Genomic DNA, 18,919 nt, shown 5'->3' on the forward strand with positions numbered 1-18,919 from the left:
GTTGGAGCTGCTGGAATTGCTCCTGCAACTTTCAAGGTGACAGGCTGCGTATAAATATCGTAAGTGTTGTTTACTTCCATTGTGGACGTGTATCGCAACAACACATGCGCAACACCCGCTTTCTTGGCGGTGACGCTGCTGCCATTCAGTTCAATTGAATCCTGTCCGTCCAATACAATAACTTCCGGTTCGATAGTCATTTCTGTCCCATTGTATGACTTAACAATCGCTTTTAAGGAAAGGCTCTCTTCTTTAGCCAGGTCGTACTGATCCTTCTCTGGCTTAATAGAGGCCGCCCAATATGAAGCCCAAGAAGCATAATCGGTTGTAATACCGAAGACGCCAAGCTTCATATAGTTCATAAAATCATTTTTATTATTAAAGGTCCATGGAGATATAATAATTCCTCGGTGTTTCGCCGCCTCCATGAAATTTTTGCCTAGACCGCTATAGCTTGTGTTATATGAGGCATTCAAGCTCTGGAGAAGCTTTATCGTTTCCCGCAGTGACTTGTTAACATTTGTCTCACTCGCATAGCCTCCAGTCAGTAAGCCGAGTGGCATTTCAGGCATCAGCTCCGCCATTCGCTTTAGCTGATTCATGTCAAAGGACATTGTATCCACAAGACCTTCAGCATTCATATCCTTGATGAGCTTAACATAGGCGTCTACTGCAGCAGGCGTTGATGTCTTGATTTCTGCCATAACCATTGCGCCCTTTTCTCTGGCCAGGTCAATCTGTTCATCCAGAGTCGGAATCTTCACATCAGGGAATCCAATTGGAAAAGGCTTGTTAGCGTTGAGCTTCTTCAATTCTTCCATCGTGTAATTCTCTATATTGCCGGTTCCATTCGTTGTTCTCTCCAATGAGCCATCGTGAAGTATGGCGATACGTCCATCTTTGGTCAGGTACATATCATTCTCGATAAACTCCGCACCCGCTTCCAGCCCCAATCTATTGCTTTCTATTGTGTTCTCAGGAGAAGTAGAAGGCATCCCCCGATGAGCAATAATATAAGGCTTGCGGATGAGCGTAGTATTTTTGGAATACACCTTCAAGGCATTCAACGCCGTAGCTGGTGCGTCCGTAACTATTCCGTTCACGCCTGTTGTAATCAGTTGATGCATATTGATATTTTTATCCGCCTGACTGGCCACATCCTTCGTCCATACCATGATCATACGTTCCTGTAAATAGGATACATTATCTCTGGTAGAAACACTCTGCGGTAAAATTGCAATTCTGGCAAGGCTAGCCGCCGTTTTTCTACGGACATCCAGCAGTTTATCCTTGGACAAGTCTTCTGCCGCACTGAAGTCCACAATACCGCGAATTACCGGATACGCCGTTCTCGCCCGCTTGATCAGCTCTCCATTATCCGAAACAACAGCGGCATCCTCCCAATTGTTCGTTTTCAAATACTCCACTAGCTGATCTACCGTAGACTCGTCCTTCACGTAAAAAGTCGGGATAATTCGTCCCTCAATCGTACCAAGCAGCGATTCCAGACTTCCGATTTCCGTCTTCCCTGTAGAATCAGTCACCTTTAATCCTGGAGCTACATGTAAGATGACAGTTGAAGGAAGTGAAGGGCTGCTCAGCTTTGCCACATCTTCAGCGCTTTGCAGCTCAGTCACAATCGAAGCTGCCATAGCAATGCGCGTATCCGGTTCGGCTACCGTAACGAAACGGCCGTTCGGTATTGGAGGCAGCGCATCCTGCTGCAGCGTGACGCGAATGTTGTCCACTTTCATTTTACTGCCGTTAGATTGCAGTCCGATTTCGCCTTTCGTATAGGCAGTAGCAGCATCCGTATCAACCATGATGCGGTTGTCGATCGATTCCTGAACCCGATTTCCGTGAACCTTCACGGTATAATGATACATTTTGGCCGGATCAATGGCTTCTGTATTCGAGCCTCGATCTATGACGTTCCACCCATTGGCAGGAGTTCTCTCTGCAAACTCAATTCCGTTTACCGCCGTTGCATCCTTCCTTACGGCCATTTGGTAGTAAGGGTAATCATGATTCTGAATCCGGTACATGATAGAGTGCCATCTTGCAGCGTCGTTGGCTGCTAAGTGAGTAACATCCGCTTCAATCTTATAATTGCCAAAGCTGCCTAAGTAAGAGGGAAGCAGCACTCGGGAAGGATTGTCGGGAGATGCGCTGGCATTCATCTCGAATGCTCCCGATGCCACGACAGCCGCTGAGGCGGTTGTTCCTTCCTTTCTTGTCCAGCCTGTAGGCAATGAACCTGCCGCCAGGTTATCAAAGTTCTCCTCATACAGCACATACTCTGCGTCTCCAGCGTCTTTAGCAACAACCATTATCGACACTGTTGCGTTATCCTTCTGTCCGGTGATGGTATAGACGCCCTTCTTCTTCACTACTATTTGCCCGCCTGTAGTCACAATGTCTGGGCTGGTGGAACTCCAGGCTACTAGGTCGCCAGCAACGTTCCCCGTGGACAAGTCGTTAAATTCAGCTTTCAGTGTGATCGTATTAGGATTGATTGCTTGGTCTGCTACAGCCAATATATATCCCTCGTCGTGCTTTAGCGTTACTGCCTTAACCCCTGACAAGGATGGTGTCACGGTAATTTCTTTCGAAGCTTCTGCATTTGCGTACACAGCCTTGATTGTTACTTTACCTGGCTTAAGCGGATAAATTTTATTATTGCTAATCTTGATTATGCTCTCATCCATCGAATAAAGCTTCACTCGATCCACTGAAGGTGACTCAGTAATCCCATCAGAGAAGTACACGCTGCTTGTTACGTTTGTCTCTCCGCTCAAAGCTTCGAGCGTAGCTGGCATCGTCACATCCAATCGATCAGCGGTGATTCTCGTTACTTTAAAGTTGTCAAAGGACAACTTGCTCTGGTCGCCTTGAAAGCCAACTCTTCCTTTTTCCGGAAGTACATCAGCTGTTAGATTTTTATCTCCGTAAAGGGTAAATGCTGCATCACTTTTCACTTTGAAGTATTGCTTAACGTTATTGTCAAAAACCCTTAGTTTCATCGTGTAATCCTTATTCACTGCTAATGTCGCTCCAGTAGCGCTTATAGGCGATACCCAACTGCCGTCGGCCTTTCGGTAAGCTGTCTCAATTATACCATTTGGCTTAATGGCCATTTGGGAATAGGTCGGCTTGCCGTTGGACGGCGCCCGGAACATGATGGACGCCCATCTTCCTGTATTAAGGAAAGCATCGAACCTCACATCCGCTTCAATCACGTAGTTGTCCCACTGTACAGGCGCTATGATTCGACTCTGTTTACCTGTGGCGTTGCCGTTAAAAGACAATCTTCCATTACCATAAGTATCCTTAACAACTGTAAAAGGATCACTCCCAGCATTCACATCGGAAGTCCAGTTAGTCGGAATTGCCCCTGATGCATAGCTATCAAAATTATCCTGCAGCAGGACCGGATTCACACTGCCGGTAACCGGATTACTGTCTACAAGAGTAAGACTTCCATAGCCTGATGTATCGTTCCAAAATGATGTAGAGTTGTAGGCGCTCCAGTAGCTGGTTCTTTGTTCAGACGATGTGGAGCCGTACCGGTCTGTCGCGCTAATTTCAAGCCCCAGCTGCTTCTTAAGGAGTGGATTAAAATTCAACATATCCCATGGTACCGCTATTTCGGATGCCCAACCCGTAGCTGTCTGCGTGATCGCTCTGAGAATTTTCTTCTCATCCTTGCCGCTATGATTGTTTAGTGCTGCACCGAAATGGAATTCCGGTGTTGTCGTATCTGATTGGTACACAAAACCTATCTGCATGTCATCCTTAGCAAAAGGACCTGATTGATGCTGTGTTGGATCAAGGAATATATTGATGTTATCCTGTTCGAACCAGCTGCCGGTGGCGCTGGAAATCAGATTATCATCATCTGCTTGAACCCCGATATATAAATATTGGTTATCCCACAGCAGGCCGAATTTGGAATCCTTGAAGGTGCCTTGGCCAACCTTGGCACTTAACGGCTGGTCTAGCTTCCATAGGGATTCGTCCAGCTTACCGTCGATTACGGGTGCTGTTAACGTTCTGGTGACTTCCAGCGATTTCCTCCCCGCATCCGCCGCGTGAGCTTGTGGCAGGTAGGCTGCTGGTTGAAACAAACTGCTGATCAAAGCGGCTATGGTTGTCATTTGTAAAAGCTTTGCGATCCTTTTGTTCATGGTTCTCCATTCATTCCTTCCATTGGGTTATGTATGATTCATGAAACATGCTTATTCATTAATCTAGGGTATATAAATCCCCCCATCCCTCCCTTTGTTCGGTCGCAAAGAAACACAAATAACCCTTCTATCCATCAAACGGAAATCTCGCGCCCAACAGGGCTATTCCATCTGCTGTATAAAAGGGTTTTCTCCTCGACTCGTACCCTCGTCTATTCATTTGTCACCTACTAAACATACTTTATCAGCGTATTGTTATCGGAACATCAACCACATATGAAAAAATTGTAAATCTATCCTTTCCTGCATCGCTACGTCCAGAGCCGTTTACTTCCCATAGATACTGCACTGGCACCTGCCTGCAAAGCGGTTTCAATTTCACTAGGCTCCTGAATCAATCCGCCCGCTATAATCGGCAGTGAAATGGTATCTTTCAGTCTAGTAATAACACTTGGAATGAGTCCCGGCATAATCTCAACCGCATCCGGCTCACTCTGCTCGATATTATGGATTCCATGCTCCAATGCCGAAGTGTCAATCAGAAATAACCTCTGAATCGCCAATAGACCATTCTTTTTAGCATGCTTTATAAAATGACTCTTGGTTGAAATAATACCTGTGGGGCGTATACGCTCTGCAATATACTTCATAACAATCGGATCCCCGCCCAGTCCCGTTATAAAATCTACGTGCAAGAACACATTCTTGCCTGCCCGAAGCGCTCGACTTACATAATCCTCCACTGTAAACAAATCACCGATCAGTAAAAATACTACCGGCCACTTACCACGGCATGCCGCCTCTAAATCCTCTGGCTTCCGCACGGCAGGAATGATTTTTCTAGTACCCCAATAATTGTGCAAATCCTGCTTCATAGTCCTGTTTCACTCCTTAAAATAATAATTACAATGTCTTCGCTTTAATAACTTAACAGACAATTGTTTTTGGAATGTTAACCTGACATATAAAATAAAAATTTATGTACGAAGCCGGAATTACTAAATAGCCTTCGTACTTACGTACTCAAGGCTAGGGTGTTAAGCCATTATTCAGCTTTTGAAGGGAAGCTGAGCAAATAATCGTCTAAGTAAGAAAAATACTGAGGAGGAACACAGATGAGTAAGACCGCGATAAGAACGCTAGTTATTGTATTGGCTTTAGCAATAAGCGCTTACGCAATCATTCAGTACGGGTTCTTCGCCCCCCAAAAAGCCGGACTCATTTCGATCAAGCTGAGGAACCCGGATTTTCACTTGGATCCGTGGATTTATGCCCTTTATACCCATATCGTGACGGCTGTACTGGCTCTGGTTATCGGTCCGTTCCAATTATTTTTGAAACCAAGGGGCACCAAGCCGCTTAGTCGACATCGATTGCTTGGGATCGTTTATGTTGGAGCCGTTACTATCAGCGGACTCGTTAATCTTTATTTGTCCATGTACGCTACGGGCGGGTGGATTTCTGGGCTCGGCTTCCTGCTGCTGGATATACTATGGGTTGGCGCCACGTGGATCAGCGTATTCAAAATTTTAGAGAAAAATACCCAAGCCCACAAGGAATGGATGCTGCGCAGCTATGCGCTCACATTCGCAGCCGTCACACTAAGAATATGGCTACCCTTGCTGATTGTCATTTATCATGGCAGCTTTGTTCAAGCTTATCAAGTGGTGGCTTGGTTATGCTGGATTCCGAACCTTCTCTTTATCGAAGCTATGATTCGTCTGCGTTCCAAGCGTAGCGGCAGGATGTCCAGGTAAGTATTGCATAAAATTATTTATATAAGAAAAATACCTATCATCCTACCGCAGATTTGCTTTAGATTAGACTATACAAGTATGGAAAGACGATGGAGCAGAAGGAGACTACTAAATGTCTGAGAATCACGAATATTCAGGATCTTCCCTCGACAGCAGTCGTAGCCACAGTAGTCTCCAAGCTGACTGCGAGAACTGCTTCGGCTTATGCTGTGTTGCGTTACCCTTCGCAGCTTCGGTAGACTTCGCAACCGACAAGGATGCCGGGCAGCCTTGCCCAAACCTGCAATCGGACTTCCGTTGCAGCGTTCACAGCAGTCTCAGGCAGCTTGGCTTTCGAGGCTGCACCGTTTATGACTGCTTCGGCGCAGGGCAAAAGGTCTCTCGAGTTACCTTCGGTGGACTCAACTGGCAGCATGCCCCAGAAGCCGCGAAACAAATGTTTCATGTATTCCCCATCATGCGGCAGCTCCATGAGCTCCTCTGGTATCTGACCGAGGCGCTAACGCTGCAATCGGCCAGTCCGATCCATGAAGCGCTCAGCTTGGCGCTCGACAAGACGGAACGCATCACTCATCTCGATCCTGATTCAATCATGAAGCTGGATGTGACAGCACACCGAGCAGAGGTCAATGCTTTGCTCCTGCGTACCAGTGAACTCGTGCGAGCCGAAGTCCATCGGCAGAAGGGTGCCTCAGGTCATCCGAAGATCTACAACCGTGGGGCAGACCTTATCGGTGCCAAACTGAGAGGTGCGGACCTTAGAGGTGCCAATTTGAGAGGAGCCTACCTTATTGCAGCTGACCTCAGAGGCGCCGACCTTAGAGGGGCTGACCTCATCGGGGCTGATTTCCGGGACGCTGACCTCAGGGCTGCCGACCTCACCGACAGTATCTTTCTCACCCAAGCCCAGCTCAACGCGGCAAAGGGAGATGTCTATACCAAGCTGCCGACGTCACTCACACGTCCAACACACTGGTCATCTTCGGAGCATAAAGCGAGCACATGAAGCTTATGGCGAGACGATCAAGTACCGATGTCAGAATGCCATTACGCCGAACCAGCCGCTTTATTTCTCTCTAATCGTTTCACTTTCTAAATCCGTTCAAAATATGGGAAATAACACTCATAGTTGCCTCTAATGATTGTTGGTAATCGGGCATTTGTGCAATCCATAGCGCTGATTCGTTCAGAGCACCTGAAAGACAATGGGTCATTGCATCGATAGACACAGGCTTCAGGCATCCTTGCTGCTCCATGATTTGAAGCTGTCCGCGAAGCAGCCGCATCGAGTTGTGCTCGTCCATGATACGCCAAGCCTCCCATCCCAAAACTGCAGGACCGTCTATAAGCAGGACTCGCTTGTTTCGAGGTTCAACTGCAGCTGCGACAAATGCGCGGCAACCAAAAAACAATTGCTCCCAAACATCATCACTTTTAGCTGCTTCTGTTTCAATTCGTTCAGCAATTTCTTTCTGTACCGATTCCAGCACGATATGAAAGAGACCTTTTTTATTTCTGAAATGATGATATATGCTCCCACGTGTTAATTCAGCCTCTTTGGCGATATCCTCCAAAGTCGAATCTGCATAGCCATGTTCGGTGAAATAACTTCTGGCGACTTCTATAATCTTGTGAATGGTTTCACTAGTTTCTTCTTTATTTCTTTTCATAATCTGTTTCTTTCTCCTGTTCTTGTGATCGGAAAGATGACAAGCCAATTCTACCCCAAAATAATGCTTCAAAGCTATTGCTGCACTCATGCTTCCCCGCTGTCTTTATCATTTGACCATACCTTCTCAATATATTGAGCGCTTTCCGCTTCCGAAGGAGGAATGATTTGAATGACATCAATCAACACGCCGTTAGGATCCGAAGTAATAAAATGTCGTTGCCCGAACGCTTCGTCCCTAATATCAAGTTCCATCGGAAGCTTTTCCTCCTGAATCAGCCTTTTATACTCCTCATCCACATTTTCCACTTCAAAATTGAGTATTAAGCCCTGCACCGTTTTTCGATATATAGATGGTATGGTGGGGTGTGAAGCATCCAAGAGCGCCAATTCATAAGGAACTTTACCTTTAGACAGTTTCAGGCTCACGTACCAGTCTGCTTCATATACCGTATCAAACCCAAAATAGGTAGTGTAAAACTGTGCACTCATCGCAACCTTCTCCGTCAGAATAACAGGGTAAAAACTGCTCGTTATCATAAGTAAACAACTCCTTTGGAAGTAATTAGTATTCAATTTAACATACATACAGTATGTATGTAAATATAGAAAAACAAAGAACAGATCGCTGCAGCAGCCTGTTCTTTGTTATATCCTAAAACTATGCAGCTTTCATTTCAAGTGTAGCTCTGCACCATCAGAGAGGATGAAAATTCGATCCAAGAAGTTTACTAGTCCCACTGTCGAAACGCTATAATAAATGATGTAAGTGCTACAATTGTCGCTAGGGTACGCACATGATTCCAGGCCGTCCAACTGACGTTGTAACGAATCCATAGATCGGCGCCATCGGCACTGTTTGGATCCACAGCAGCGAGCGCGTCGTTCAGCGGCACGTTGAACACGAGAGTCACCATAAAGGAGCCGATGAGATAGATAAGGCTACCTGCTAACAGATAAGTCGCACCTGCTTCGCCCCACCTGAAGAATGAGGTGATCGCCAGGATTACCGACGCTAAGGCCGTTCCTATAAATACCACAACAAACACCGTATTGAGTATTACGACATTGATAGACTGCATGGCTGCGATACCTTGTGCCGCTGGGAGTCGGGAGAGGGCGGCCATCACGAATACTGAAAAGGCAAAGAATATTCCGGCAATCAACCCTGAGCCCAGAGCCGAGAAAAAGGTCAGGCTATTTAACATGCGGTCGCTCATCTCAAACCTCCCACCAGACACCAGTAGCCGCCGCATCTCGAGCGTAGTCGGCAAAATCTCGTGGCTCACGTCCCAGGGCACGTTGAACGCCGTCTGTCAGGTGGGAGTTGCGACCGTCCAGAACCTTAGTGAACAGATCGGTCAGCAGCGCTATAATATCCGACGGTAAATCCTGCTGTTCCAACACAGACGTGAACTTCTCTGTGGAGACTTGCACGTAGCGGACATTCCTGCCGCTTGCCTTGGCAATTTCTTCGGTCGCTTCCGCGAAGGTGAGCGCACGCGGACCGGTCAACTCGTAGAGCTGACCGATATGTCCGTCCTCAGTCAAAGCCGCAACTGCGACATCGGCGATGTCCTCAGCGTCGATGAACGGCTCCGCCACATCCGCGGCCGGAAGAGCGACTGTACCGCTGAGAACCGATCCGAGCAGAAAATTTTCGCTGAAATTTTGGCAGAACCAGCTCGCCCGCAGGATCGTCCAGTCAGCACCCGAGTCCTGCAATGCTTGCTCGCTAAGCTGAGCCTCTTCTTCGCCTCGGCCGGACAATAACACCAGCCGTTTGATCCCATTTTTTACAGCCAGTTCGGCGAAAGCACCGATCGCTGCTGCGGCACCTGGCAGTGCAAGATCAGGGTAATACGTTATATACACAGCTCCTACATTCCGCAGTGACGATTCCCAGGTTGATTGGTTCTCCCAATCAAAGGACGGTTCGCCCGAGCGGGAACCGATTCGTATTGGCAAGTTGAGCCCCATCAGCCGCTCCGCCACACGACGACCCGTCTTACCCGTCCCGCCAAGAATCAAAGTTGGCTTCTTCTCCTCGACAACTGCCTTCTTGCCTGCATCATTGTTCATAAGATCTCTCCTTTAGGTAAAATCATTTTTCACACTGACTCATTATTAATTGTTTGCGCAAGCAAATGTTTATCTAAATAAAGAATGATAGGTCATTCCATATTTTCTAATTGATCACTAACTTGATAGAGGAGAAGCGATAGGTCATCACCTTCCTTATCTCCCAATAATACAGCGTATCGTTTACGGAGATTATTCCAGCACTCGTTAATCGTCTCATCTAGCGCTTTACCTTTATCCGTGGCAAAAATAAGTGATAACCGCCCTTCAACACGATTAGTTATCAATCCTTTGATGACAAGCTTCTCAATAAGACGGGTCACTGTTGAAGGTTGAAGATGGAGAATTTCACCTAGCTCTTTCTGTGAAATCCCTTCCTTTTCAAAAACGGCCATTAATAAAAAAGCAGAAGTTGGTGACAAACCGCTTGTGGCAAACTCATCTTCTGCCATTTTGGTAATTACTCTACCCAATCGATTCGCAGTGAAGTACAGGCATTCTTTTAAATAGGTCCCAAGCATTGTTACAGCCTCATTCCAAGAAATATTGCTTGCGCATACAAATATAATATATTTTCAAAATATTGTAAAGTCTGATTTATTTTTTCCTCCAACAATCACAACCCCAACCAACTTGATGGCAGCTGCTGTATGCTGTATATTTGACAGAAGCAATGAACTTGGAAAATAGAGGGAAATACCCATCCTTTTATTAAGATAGTACTAAGAAAAAAGGGGGGATAAACGGATTGAGAAAATGGTCTATATTACTGGTTTGTCTACTTGTAATTCTCACGGGTTGTTCAAAAAACACCGCTAGCACGGATTACGAGGTTCGTTCCGTTGTTACCGAGCTTACAAAGCAAGATGGATTAGACAATTGGAAATTAGCGATGGTGCCGAGGACCAATACACTGGGACAACAAGGATACGATATTGAATTTATTAATTCCGGAAACGCTTCGGTTACTAATGTAACGGTATATTATAGAATAGATAGTAAGGAAAAGTTATCAAGTCCTACGGTAAAAGCAGATTCAAAAACTGTGGTTTCAAAATTAGATCCCCATGAAAAAATATCATTAGCTGATTTAACCTTGCCCATCAACACACCTATTTCTATGGAAGTGGACTGGCTTGAGGGTAACCACATAAGTAAGGGAACGGGGATCTTTAAAATAACCGAATCTAAGTAGAAAAAGGCGCTGCTCATTTAATTGAGCCGTCTTTTTTTAATTTTTATGCTCATAACTGCAATTAAATAATACCTGTACACGTATGGATGAACCTAATGATTTCAGTTGTGCACAAGTTAATAAAAGATGTTTTCCGCCCTGTGGATAACCTTATCTGTGGATATGTTATTAGTTTCAACAAACATATACACAGATTGATGTGAGCAACTGTTAATACTGTGCATAACCTTGTGGATATAATGTCTTCCTTTCCTTAAAATAAGACTTTTATATCCACCTGTCACAGACAAGAGTTTTCCATTTTAACATGAATAAATTACTAAATCCACAAACAATTTTTTTCTAGAATAATTAAAACCGTGTTGGCACAGGATAAAACTGGTTAATAAACAATAAGGAGATGATCTCATTGAGAAAGAATAATGATGCTTACTTCGCCGAATCAGCGAATACCGCTGCAGGTATTCCTGATTCCACTGCACAAGAAGAGCATGCGCCTACAGATATGATTAGCGAGGCTGTGAGCGAGATTGTCGATAATGTTCAAGAAGCTTTTCAGGATGACGAAGACTAAAGGAGGTGTTTCATATGTCCGCGGAAAATAATGAGCTGAATAAATCCAACGAAAGCCGCTCCGAGGAAATTCAAGAATTATCACCCAAGGATGCGGCAACACCATTAATGGACATGGTGTACGGACAAGCATCAGCAAGCGATCCAGACAGTCTAATGGATGATTTTGAAGATGATTACCCTTTCCATAATGATACTATCGAAGACGAAGAGTCCTTTCAGGAAGACAATTTGGTTGCTGAGGAGGGCACTCCAGTTGATCCAGCCGCACCGCCAACCGAAATTTTCCATGGCACCGATCTGCTGAATGGATACAATGGAGAGGATTAAACTAACATAGACCGGTACTCACTGCAGCTGCAGCGAGATACTGGCCTTTATTATTTATCGACCTATTATTAGTAATTGCATGCGACAAAAAGCCGTCTCCTCATCGAGACGACTTTTTACCGTTCCATTTCACTCACAGGGATCTTCAACAGAGCTTTTCTTACTGAACGCGTTCCATGTGCGCTGCACCACGGACGATGGAGATCGGACGGCATAAACACAGCGTACTGTCCGGGATACAGGATCAGCTCTATCTCTTGTTCCACAGAGTCAAAAAACATGTGATCCTCTACAGGGGGCGTAACCTCAACTGACTTATTACTCTCGTTAGTCCTGGCGAAGCCTATCTTCTCCGCACCTGAGATCATATAGTGAATATCAATAAATCGTTCATGATGCTCAGGCCGCATTTCTTCGAAAGGGAAGGTTTCTGCTGTTTTTACAATTAGATAGATGCCAGCCTCGCCTACCGGATATACCCCATCATCCATTTGCTCGAAGGAAAGGGAGCGGAGATAGTCCAACACTCCCACAAGCTTCGGAGATAACAAGCATTGATCCGATCCCCATCTCTTGAAATCACCAATAAGCATAAGCTTTTCTCCCCCAAGCACCTTATATTTAAACAAGCATCAGCAAAGCTCCAACCATTGGAGTTACAATCATCGCACTGCGCAACAGCAGCTGCGGCGCACGCTTGGTAAACTTCGCGCCAATATAGGAGCCGATCATGGTGCCTGCCACTACTTGAGCTAACAATACAAAGTCCAAGTAACCTGCCTGAAAGAAACCGATAGAGCCAAACAGTGCTATAGGCAAAATGACCACCATCGTCGTTCCCACCGCCTGACGAAGAGGAAACCCGAACCAAATGAGCAAAGCCAGTTGAATAAATGGTGTAGATCCGATGCCGAAAATTCCGGAGAGCGATCCAGTAATCAAGCCGGTTAAGCATGCCTTTATCCAGAAGGAGGAATCACCCGTAACATCCTTCCCCTCAGTTGCAGCTTCACGGTTCGCAGGAAACAGCTTGCTTGTCCGAAACCATATGAGCAGCCCCGATAAAAACAGCATGCCGCTAGTTAGCCATACAAGCTGTTCAGCTGCAATCATTCGTGCGACGAAGGTTCCCGCATAAGCGCCGCCTGCTCCGAAAGCTCCGATAATAAGTCCGGAGCGCAGCCGCGCATTCCCTTCTTTGAAGTGGCTGACTGATCCCGATAAAGTCGTGAATACCATAGCCGCAATAGAGGTTCCGAGCGCGGTATGCACAGGTATGTGGAAGACAGCCACCAAAATTCCGATTATAAATCCTGAACCTCCAGTTCCAGCAAAGCCCAGGATTATTCCCATGAGAAGCATCGTTGATAGAATGGCCACTTTCTCCAGCTACTTTCTTGTTAGGTCGTTTGATATGCGTATTGCTGATAAAAGGACGTTCTCATATCGGTACGGTTGCGGTTATGCCCATTTTCACGAATGAATTTCAAATAATCGAGGTCAATGTCTCCGACAACAACCATTTCCACATTCGCTTCCCCTTGACTCACAATGGCATTCGCAGTCCCAATCATAGGTTGTATGGGTGAATATATTCCGCTCTTTCCTGTAAAAGTAAAGCCATAAGGAATATGGTTCGGGAAGGGGATTGCGCCTATCAGATGGCTGTTGATAACATAAACTTGGTTCTCGGATGCACGCGCTTGAGCAAATAAAATATTACGGCTTTGCCCCCATTCATCCAAGCAGGCTGTTGGAGCAAGAATTACATCAGCGCCCATCTGACTTAAAATTCGAGCAACTTCGGGAAATGAATTGTCATAACAGATCGCTATTCCGTATTTAACTCCATTGATCTCAAAAATATCGAGTTTTTTCCCAGGTGTCGTTAATTCTTTGTTATACACCATTTCATAGGACGGATGAATCTTATTTTGCTCAAAGACAACTCCGTCCGGCGCAAACAGGAATGCGGTATTATAATAACAGCCATCCTCCACATGATACGTAAAGTGTGTCCCTGCGGCGAGTGTAATTTGATATTCTTTAGCCAAGCTTCCGCATAATTGTTTTAAGTAGCTTGTATATTCTTTGCCAAACCACTCAAAAATTTTCGTGATATCAGCGGTATTTCTAATTTCAAAGCTATGCAAGGTTATAAGCTCTATGGCAAAAAACTCCGGCAGAAGCAGCAACTCCGCCCCTTGCTCTTTGGCAGATTGCACATGCCATCTTACATGATCCTCGAAATCCTGGATAGACTTCAGCTTTCTAGCACGGTACTGGCTGCTCGCGACTTTCATCTCAGTTGACCCCTCTCAGTTCGACCGTATGATTAATATTACGAAGAAATTGATTCATTCTTGGATTGGTTGTACAAAATACTTCTTCAGGCTTCCCGCTTTTCGTAATTTTTCCATCCTCCATAAAAAGCACACGATCCGAAACATTGCGGGCAAAATTCATCTCATGAGTAACTACTACCATCGTCATCCCCTCACCAGCAAGCTTAACCATAATATCCAACACCTCATGGACAAGCTCAGGATCAAGCGCCGATGTAGGCTCATCGAATAAAATCACCTTGGGCTCCATCGCCAAAGCTCGGGCTATGGCAACACGCTGCTGCTGGCCTCCGGACAGATTAGCCGGATATTCGTGAATTTTCTCCAGCAGGCCGACTTTCGCAAGCAGCTTCTTAGCTTTAGCCTCCGCTTCCTGACGAGGCACTTTCTTTACCGTACACGGGCCTTCTATCACATTTTGCAGCACCGTTTTGTTAGGCCATAAATTGAATTGCTGGAAGACCATGCTAACTTCCGAGCGCAGCCAGGTGAGCTTCATTTGCGATAAAAAGGTTAGCCGCCCACGGGAGTTTGTCTTATACTCGACTTGCTTCGCATTTACGGAAATTTCACCTGAGGAGGGTACTTCCAGCAGGTTAAGGCAGCGAAGCAGCGTGCTTTTCCCCGCTCCGCTAGGTCCAATGATGGACACTACCTCCCCTTCACGGATATCCAGATTGATTTGGTCCAAAACCGTTTTGTTATGGAACACTTTGCTCAGTTGACGGATTTTAATCATACTAGCCCTCCTACTTCTTCACCATTCTTAGCTTTTTTTCAATGAAGTACTGAAACAGCATGATGCCGCTTGTCATGGTTAAATAAATCGCGCCGGCCACACCGAGCGTTTCCGCCACACTATACGTACTGTTGTAGGCTCTTTGTGCAGCCAGCATGAGATCAGGCACCGTAATAATGGATACTTGAGCCGATTCCTTCAGCATAATGACGCAGTTGTTAATATACGGCGGAGTAACCAAACGTACGGATTGAGGAATCGTTACTCTAAACATTTTTTGTAACGGATTCATCCCAACCGAATCTGCAGCCTCCAACTGCCCTTTATCTACAGACATCAGGCCAGCCCGTATAATTTCCGACTTGAAGGAAGCTGAATTAATGGTCATTGCCGCCAAGCCTGCCGTAAATGCTGTCAGTGTGAGTCCGAATGGTGTAGCATAATACAGCCAAAACAAGGTTAGCATGAGCGGCGTTCCCCGCAGCACCCATACATACACGAATGCAACACCGCGAACTGCACTAACACTAGATAGTCTCATCAAGGCGATAAAGTACCCAAGCACGGTCGAACACAGGATAGCAAGTATGGAAATTCGAAAAGTCGTCAGCGCCCCCTCCAGATAGAGGGTGAAATAATTGGATACAATATCCCAGTCCATATGGATCACTCATTTTCTACAAATTTTTTCCTTACTTCGGAAGCGGCGCGCCGACCCATTTCGTTGCCAATTTATCAATCGTTCCATCCTTCAGCTTTTCTTCTATCAGCGCATCGATAATAGCCCTTAATTCATCTTCACCTTTTTTAATACCTACACCCATTGGTTTAATTGCTGCAACTTCACCTACCAGCTTCAGAGGCTTATCGCTTTTATCGTTCTTGATATAATCTTTTGCCGCAATGTTACCCACAGCATAGGTGTCGATTCTGCCTGCTTTCAAATCCGTAAAAGCCTCCGCATTTCCTGGATACTCTTTCAACTCTTTGTAGCCGCCGATTTCCTTAATAACCGAATGGGTTCCTGATCCTCCAATGACTCCAACAACAAGACCTTCAAGCTTCGTAGTATCTTGAACCTTATTATTGTCCTGCAATGTAGCAGCAATGGTACCGTCTTTACCGTAAGGAACTGAGAAATCAATGATTTTCTTTCTTTCGTCTGTAGCTGTGAGACCCGACATAACCAAATCAAATTTCCCTGCAATCAGACCTGGAATCAATCCGGATATGTTCCCTGGAACAAATTCTGCTTTAACACCAAGCTTCTCTGCGATCATGTTGCCAATATCGATATCCAAGCCTGCAATTTGACTTTGTTCATTCATGAATGTAATAGGACGAAAGTTTCCGCTTGTCGCGATGATCAATTTACCTTTCTTCTTGATGTCTTCTACTGCAGTAGACTTTGCTTTGCTTGTGGCTGATGGCGCCGCTGCCGAGGCTGCTGGCTTCTCAGACGTTTTCCCTGATGTTTCCGTCGTTGCTGGCTTCGATCCGCATGCCGTTACAAACCATAGTGCCGCAATCACCATCAGGATACTTGTTATTCTTAGCTTCTTCATACTCCCCAGCTCCTCGTTATGTTTAGTGTCCTTATGTGTCATATTATATATCATAACTTGATCACTTTCATTGGCTTTTGTCTACAAAACTCACCCACCCATTTGGTGATTATTCACAAGTCTTATATACCTGTGTGAGCTTATTATATGCTAAAACCTATGTTTTCCGCTATATTAGGCGAAATTTGTCTCGTAATTATTTCTAAAAAGTTCTTTTATAAGTCCAATACTTATGTTAGTTTTAATAACATAAACATTCGGGAGGAATCTATATGAATGGCATTAGTGTACAACAGCTACTTGAGCACAAGCCTTATTTATTTGGTCCCGATCCCGTTATAAGCGGTGCTGAAGGGCTTCACCGCCGGATTACTAATGTAAATGTCATGGAGGTACCTGATGTATTCAATTGGGTTCGACAAGGAGATTTACTGCTCACAACTGCTTATTCGATCAAAGATAACCCGGAAGCTCAGAACGAATTAATTCCCAAGCTTGCTGAAACCGGCATAGCTGCCATAGGCATTAAAACCAAAAGATATCTCGACAAGGTCCCCAAAGACATGATCGCTTTATCCAATCAATACCGGCTGCCTATTCTCGAGCTGGCTTATCAAATCGGGTATTCTCAGACACTGACAGATGTTCTGGAGGAAGTGCTGAATCAGAAGTCACGATGGCTCGTAGAGCAGCACCATAAAATACAACTGCTGACTAACACGTTAATAATGGGTGAAAACAGCCGAACCTTTATCGAAACGTTTGCTAAATGTACAGGGCTGCAAGCGGCTCTACTTACCTACCAATCAGAATTATTTGCTACCGACACTGCTATAACATTGGAATGGCCGGAAGCGAATGATCTTAGGGAGGCCCGTCTGAACCATCAAGCAAGTGAATTCCCTTGTTACTGGCTAGGCGATGATTCAAGCAGGCTGTATATGTCTATTGAGAAGAACAATGAAACGATGGCTTATTTTATTTGTTGGGGGAGGGAGGATGCAGATTGGGAGCCCATGCAGCTTCTGCTCCAGCATACGGTCAACTTGTTAACCTTACAAATGAGTAAACAGCATTCGCTTAGCAGCTTGGAGGATAACCGCAAGGACTTGTTTCTCAAAACGTGGATTCTCGGTGAGATATCGGATACTCAAACGATAGCGCTGCAAGCAGCCTCCGCCGGACTTCAGCTGCAAGCGGAATACAGCGTATGTCTGACTTCAGCCTTAAGTCCTTACTCGCCAAGAGAGCTTATGAAGGTGAAGACGTATTGTATCCTGCAAGGAATTATACTGCTCAATACAGGGAACGAATGGGTTCTGCTTATTCCTAAGCAGCTTACAAGCCAAACCGACTTCTACAGCAAGCTTCAAGCCGAGCTTGAAAAATCGCTGAAAATGCCCGTTATCCGGCTAGGTGTTAGCGGCGTCAAACCCCTTCCTATCGTCCATGAAGGCTATAATCAGGCTATGAGTGCACTTGAACTGTGGGAGGTGATCCAGCCTGCAGAAACGTTATGTTATTATGACAGGCTCGGTCTGTATCCGGTCTACCACCTGCTCTCCGATCAGGAATCGATAAAGAAGCAGCTGTTTCAATATATCGAGCCCCTTCATATCTATGATTCCAAAAATCAATCCAAGCTGATTGAAACCTTGATCACCTACTTACATTGTGGGGGCAATATTAAAGAGACGGCAAAAGCTCTGTTCTGCCACTACAACTCTATCGTCTACCGCCTGGAACGTATTCAAGCCTTATTGAATGTCGATTTGAAAGACCCGGATATTCGGTTTCAGCTTCAAATGGCCGTCAAAGTATTCGCTTTTTCCATAAAAAAAGGGGCTATGAACAAGTCATAGTCCCCGATGAATCACATGCTTCCTATTTCCCAGCTGCGGGCTTCGTAATTCAATTACATCACCGATCCGGCAATTTAAAGGCTTGGCTGGTGTACCGGTCAAAATAATATCACCTTTGCATAAAGTGGCCATGCGGGAGATGTGAGAAACTATCCAATGCGCTGAGAACAGCATATTCTGAGTATTATCCTTCTGGATCATCTCTCCATTCACCCACATTTCCAGATCAACATTCGTTGGGTCCTCCACATCGGTCAGCTCCCCTATTGGCGTGAGCTGATCGAACATTTTAAATCTCCCCGTATCAAAATGAGCGCTTGCTGTCATATCATTCACAATCGCATAGCCTGCAACAATGGACGGAACATCTTGCTCGGCTATGCTTTTGGCTTCCTTACCTATTACGACAGCCATCTCAACCTCACATATAAACTCGGTCAGCAGTGGAGAAAGATAGATATTCTCTTCCATCGTCAAGCTCTCGGGAGACTTAAAGAATAAGAAGGGGTCATCCGTGTGGGTAATTCCTTTTTCGGCTCGAAATGCTTTGAAATTAGGCCCAACTCCAATGATTTTACGAGTGTGCTGTATGTATTGCCTCATATCCATCATCAT

20 protein-coding genes are annotated in these 18,919 nt (G+C 45.4%); 6 read left to right on the forward strand and 14 right to left on the reverse strand.

Annotated elements, in window-relative coordinates:
• A partial coding sequence (locus GC093_RS26760) for a glycerophosphodiester phosphodiesterase family protein (RefSeq protein ID WP_171654989.1) occupies positions 1 to 4,187 on the reverse strand: 4,187 nt, incomplete at its 3' end.
• Positions 4,188 to 4,498: 311 nt separating this feature from the next.
• The gene (locus GC093_RS26765; protein ID WP_171654990.1) at positions 4,499 to 5,062 is read right to left on the reverse strand and encodes a glycerol-3-phosphate responsive antiterminator; all 564 of its coding nucleotides are present in this window, start codon (positions 5,060 to 5,062) and stop codon (positions 4,499 to 4,501) included.
• A gap of 240 nt (positions 5,063 to 5,302) precedes the next feature.
• On the opposite strand from GC093_RS26765, the gene GC093_RS26770 reads away from it, so the two are divergent.
• On the forward strand, positions 5,303 to 5,944 hold the full coding sequence (locus tag GC093_RS26770) for a DUF2306 domain-containing protein (RefSeq protein ID WP_171654991.1): 642 nt from the start codon (positions 5,303 to 5,305) through the stop codon (positions 5,942 to 5,944).
• Between the two features lie 112 nt (positions 5,945 to 6,056).
• The gene (locus tag GC093_RS26775; protein WP_171654992.1) at positions 6,057 to 6,950 is read left to right on the forward strand and encodes a pentapeptide repeat-containing protein; all 894 of its coding nucleotides are present in this window, start codon (positions 6,057 to 6,059) and stop codon (positions 6,948 to 6,950) included.
• A gap of 79 nt (positions 6,951 to 7,029) precedes the next feature.
• Here the strand turns inward: GC093_RS26775 and GC093_RS26780 are convergent, their stop codons facing one another.
• The 5 genes from GC093_RS26780 to GC093_RS26800 all read right to left on the reverse strand — a co-directional run bounded on the left by GC093_RS26780 (position 7,030) and on the right by GC093_RS26800 (position 10,216).
• Complete coding sequence (locus GC093_RS26780) at positions 7,030 to 7,614, reverse strand: TetR/AcrR family transcriptional regulator (protein WP_171655151.1); 585 nt, start codon at positions 7,612 to 7,614, stop codon at positions 7,030 to 7,032.
• An 86-nt stretch (positions 7,615 to 7,700) separates the two neighbouring features.
• Positions 7,701 to 8,153: a VOC family protein gene (locus GC093_RS26785; protein ID WP_171654993.1), complete on the reverse strand. Its 453-nt coding sequence runs from the start codon at positions 8,151 to 8,153 to the stop codon at positions 7,701 to 7,703.
• 191 nt (positions 8,154 to 8,344) lie between these two features.
• The gene (locus tag GC093_RS26790; protein WP_171654994.1) at positions 8,345 to 8,833 is read right to left on the reverse strand and encodes an anthrone oxygenase family protein; all 489 of its coding nucleotides are present in this window, start codon (positions 8,831 to 8,833) and stop codon (positions 8,345 to 8,347) included.
• Position 8,834: 1 nt separating this feature from the next.
• Complete coding sequence (locus GC093_RS26795) at positions 8,835 to 9,695, reverse strand: NmrA family NAD(P)-binding protein (RefSeq protein WP_171654995.1); 861 nt, start codon at positions 9,693 to 9,695, stop codon at positions 8,835 to 8,837.
• A 92-nt stretch (positions 9,696 to 9,787) separates the two neighbouring features.
• Positions 9,788 to 10,216 carry a MarR family winged helix-turn-helix transcriptional regulator gene (locus tag GC093_RS26800; RefSeq protein ID WP_171654996.1) on the reverse strand — a complete coding sequence of 143 codons (429 nt, stop codon included), beginning with the start codon at positions 10,214 to 10,216 and terminating at the stop codon, positions 9,788 to 9,790.
• A gap of 227 nt (positions 10,217 to 10,443) precedes the next feature.
• Between GC093_RS26800 and GC093_RS26805 the strand changes: the two genes are divergently transcribed.
• The 3 genes from GC093_RS26805 (at position 10,444) to GC093_RS26815 (ending at position 11,793) form a co-directional block, all read left to right on the forward strand.
• Positions 10,444 to 10,890 (forward strand): hypothetical protein, encoded by a 447-nt coding sequence (locus GC093_RS26805; protein ID WP_171654997.1) that lies wholly within the window; start codon positions 10,444 to 10,446, stop codon positions 10,888 to 10,890.
• A gap of 409 nt (positions 10,891 to 11,299) precedes the next feature.
• Positions 11,300 to 11,464, forward strand: coding sequence for a hypothetical protein (locus GC093_RS26810; RefSeq protein ID WP_171654986.1), 165 nt, complete (start codon positions 11,300 to 11,302; stop codon positions 11,462 to 11,464).
• 14 nt (positions 11,465 to 11,478) lie between these two features.
• On the forward strand, positions 11,479 to 11,793 hold the full coding sequence (locus tag GC093_RS26815; protein WP_171654987.1) for a hypothetical protein: 315 nt from the start codon (positions 11,479 to 11,481) through the stop codon (positions 11,791 to 11,793).
• 116 nt (positions 11,794 to 11,909) lie between these two features.
• Here the strand turns inward: GC093_RS26815 and GC093_RS26820 are convergent, their stop codons facing one another.
• Genes GC093_RS26820 through GC093_RS26845 form a run of 6 tightly spaced genes read right to left on the reverse strand, consistent with a single transcriptional unit; the run spans position 11,910 to position 16,442 of the window.
• Positions 11,910 to 12,386: a NanQ anomerase/TabA/YiaL family protein gene (locus tag GC093_RS26820; protein ID WP_171654998.1), complete on the reverse strand. Its 477-nt coding sequence runs from the start codon at positions 12,384 to 12,386 to the stop codon at positions 11,910 to 11,912.
• A gap of 28 nt (positions 12,387 to 12,414) precedes the next feature.
• The gene (locus tag GC093_RS26825; protein ID WP_171654999.1) at positions 12,415 to 13,173 is read right to left on the reverse strand and encodes a sulfite exporter TauE/SafE family protein; all 759 of its coding nucleotides are present in this window, start codon (positions 13,171 to 13,173) and stop codon (positions 12,415 to 12,417) included.
• 20 nt (positions 13,174 to 13,193) lie between these two features.
• Positions 13,194 to 14,096, reverse strand: a complete 903-nt coding sequence (locus GC093_RS26830; protein WP_171655000.1) for a nitrilase-related carbon-nitrogen hydrolase — start codon at positions 14,094 to 14,096, stop codon at positions 13,194 to 13,196.
• A 1-nt stretch (position 14,097) separates the two neighbouring features.
• Positions 14,098 to 14,877: an amino acid ABC transporter ATP-binding protein gene (locus tag GC093_RS26835; protein ID WP_171655001.1), complete on the reverse strand. Its 780-nt coding sequence runs from the start codon at positions 14,875 to 14,877 to the stop codon at positions 14,098 to 14,100.
• Between the two features lie 10 nt (positions 14,878 to 14,887).
• Positions 14,888 to 15,538 (reverse strand): amino acid ABC transporter permease, encoded by a 651-nt coding sequence (locus tag GC093_RS26840; RefSeq protein ID WP_171655002.1) that lies wholly within the window; start codon positions 15,536 to 15,538, stop codon positions 14,888 to 14,890.
• Between the two features lie 31 nt (positions 15,539 to 15,569).
• Positions 15,570 to 16,442, reverse strand: a complete 873-nt coding sequence (locus tag GC093_RS26845) for a substrate-binding periplasmic protein (protein WP_171655003.1) — start codon at positions 16,440 to 16,442, stop codon at positions 15,570 to 15,572.
• Between the two features lie 272 nt (positions 16,443 to 16,714).
• On the opposite strand from GC093_RS26845, the gene GC093_RS26850 reads away from it, so the two are divergent.
• Entirely contained in the window at positions 16,715 to 18,304 is a 1,590-nt protein-coding gene (locus GC093_RS26850; protein WP_171655004.1) for a PucR family transcriptional regulator, read from the forward strand.
• On the opposite strand, the gene GC093_RS26855 is transcribed toward GC093_RS26850, so the two are convergent.
• Complete coding sequence (locus tag GC093_RS26855; RefSeq protein ID WP_246315415.1) at positions 18,299 to 18,916, reverse strand: fumarylacetoacetate hydrolase family protein; 618 nt, start codon at positions 18,914 to 18,916, stop codon at positions 18,299 to 18,301. The genes GC093_RS26850 and GC093_RS26855 overlap by 6 nt on opposite strands.
• Positions 18,917 to 18,919: the final 3 nt, after the last annotated feature.

Origin of the sequence: Paenibacillus foliorum, assembly GCF_013141765.1 — a bacterium.
GTDB lineage: Bacteria > Bacillota > Bacilli > Paenibacillales > NBRC-103111 > Paenibacillus_S > Paenibacillus_S foliorum.

Coding starts and splice junctions, on each gene's coding strand:
- GC093_RS26765 (WP_171654990.1), bottom strand. CDS start 5,062: ATGAAGCAGGATTTGCACAATTATTGGGGTACTAGAAAAATCATTCCT.
- GC093_RS26770 (WP_171654991.1), top strand. CDS start 5,303: ATGAGTAAGACCGCGATAAGAACGCTAGTTATTGTATTGGCTTTAGCA.
- GC093_RS26775 (WP_171654992.1), top strand. CDS start 6,057: ATGTCTGAGAATCACGAATATTCAGGATCTTCCCTCGACAGCAGTCGT.
- GC093_RS26780 (WP_171655151.1), bottom strand. CDS start 7,614: ATGAAAAGAAATAAAGAAGAAACTAGTGAAACCATTCACAAGATTATA.
- GC093_RS26785 (WP_171654993.1), bottom strand. CDS start 8,153: ATGATAACGAGCAGTTTTTACCCTGTTATTCTGACGGAGAAGGTTGCG.
- GC093_RS26790 (WP_171654994.1), bottom strand. CDS start 8,833: ATGAGCGACCGCATGTTAAATAGCCTGACCTTTTTCTCGGCTCTGGGC.
- GC093_RS26795 (WP_171654995.1), bottom strand. CDS start 9,695: ATGAACAATGATGCAGGCAAGAAGGCAGTTGTCGAGGAGAAGAAGCCA.
- GC093_RS26800 (WP_171654996.1), bottom strand. CDS start 10,216: ATGCTTGGGACCTATTTAAAAGAATGCCTGTACTTCACTGCGAATCGA.
- GC093_RS26815 (WP_171654987.1), top strand. CDS start 11,479: ATGTCCGCGGAAAATAATGAGCTGAATAAATCCAACGAAAGCCGCTCC.
- GC093_RS26820 (WP_171654998.1), bottom strand. CDS start 12,386: ATGCTTATTGGTGATTTCAAGAGATGGGGATCGGATCAATGCTTGTTA.
- GC093_RS26830 (WP_171655000.1), bottom strand. CDS start 14,096: ATGAAAGTCGCGAGCAGCCAGTACCGTGCTAGAAAGCTGAAGTCTATC.
- GC093_RS26835 (WP_171655001.1), bottom strand. CDS start 14,877: ATGATTAAAATCCGTCAACTGAGCAAAGTGTTCCATAACAAAACGGTT.
- GC093_RS26840 (WP_171655002.1), bottom strand. CDS start 15,538: ATGGACTGGGATATTGTATCCAATTATTTCACCCTCTATCTGGAGGGG.
- GC093_RS26845 (WP_171655003.1), bottom strand. CDS start 16,442: ATGAAGAAGCTAAGAATAACAAGTATCCTGATGGTGATTGCGGCACTA.
- GC093_RS26850 (WP_171655004.1), top strand. CDS start 16,715: ATGAATGGCATTAGTGTACAACAGCTACTTGAGCACAAGCCTTATTTA.
- GC093_RS26855 (WP_246315415.1), bottom strand. CDS start 18,916: ATGATGGATATGAGGCAATACATACAGCACACTCGTAAAATCATTGGA.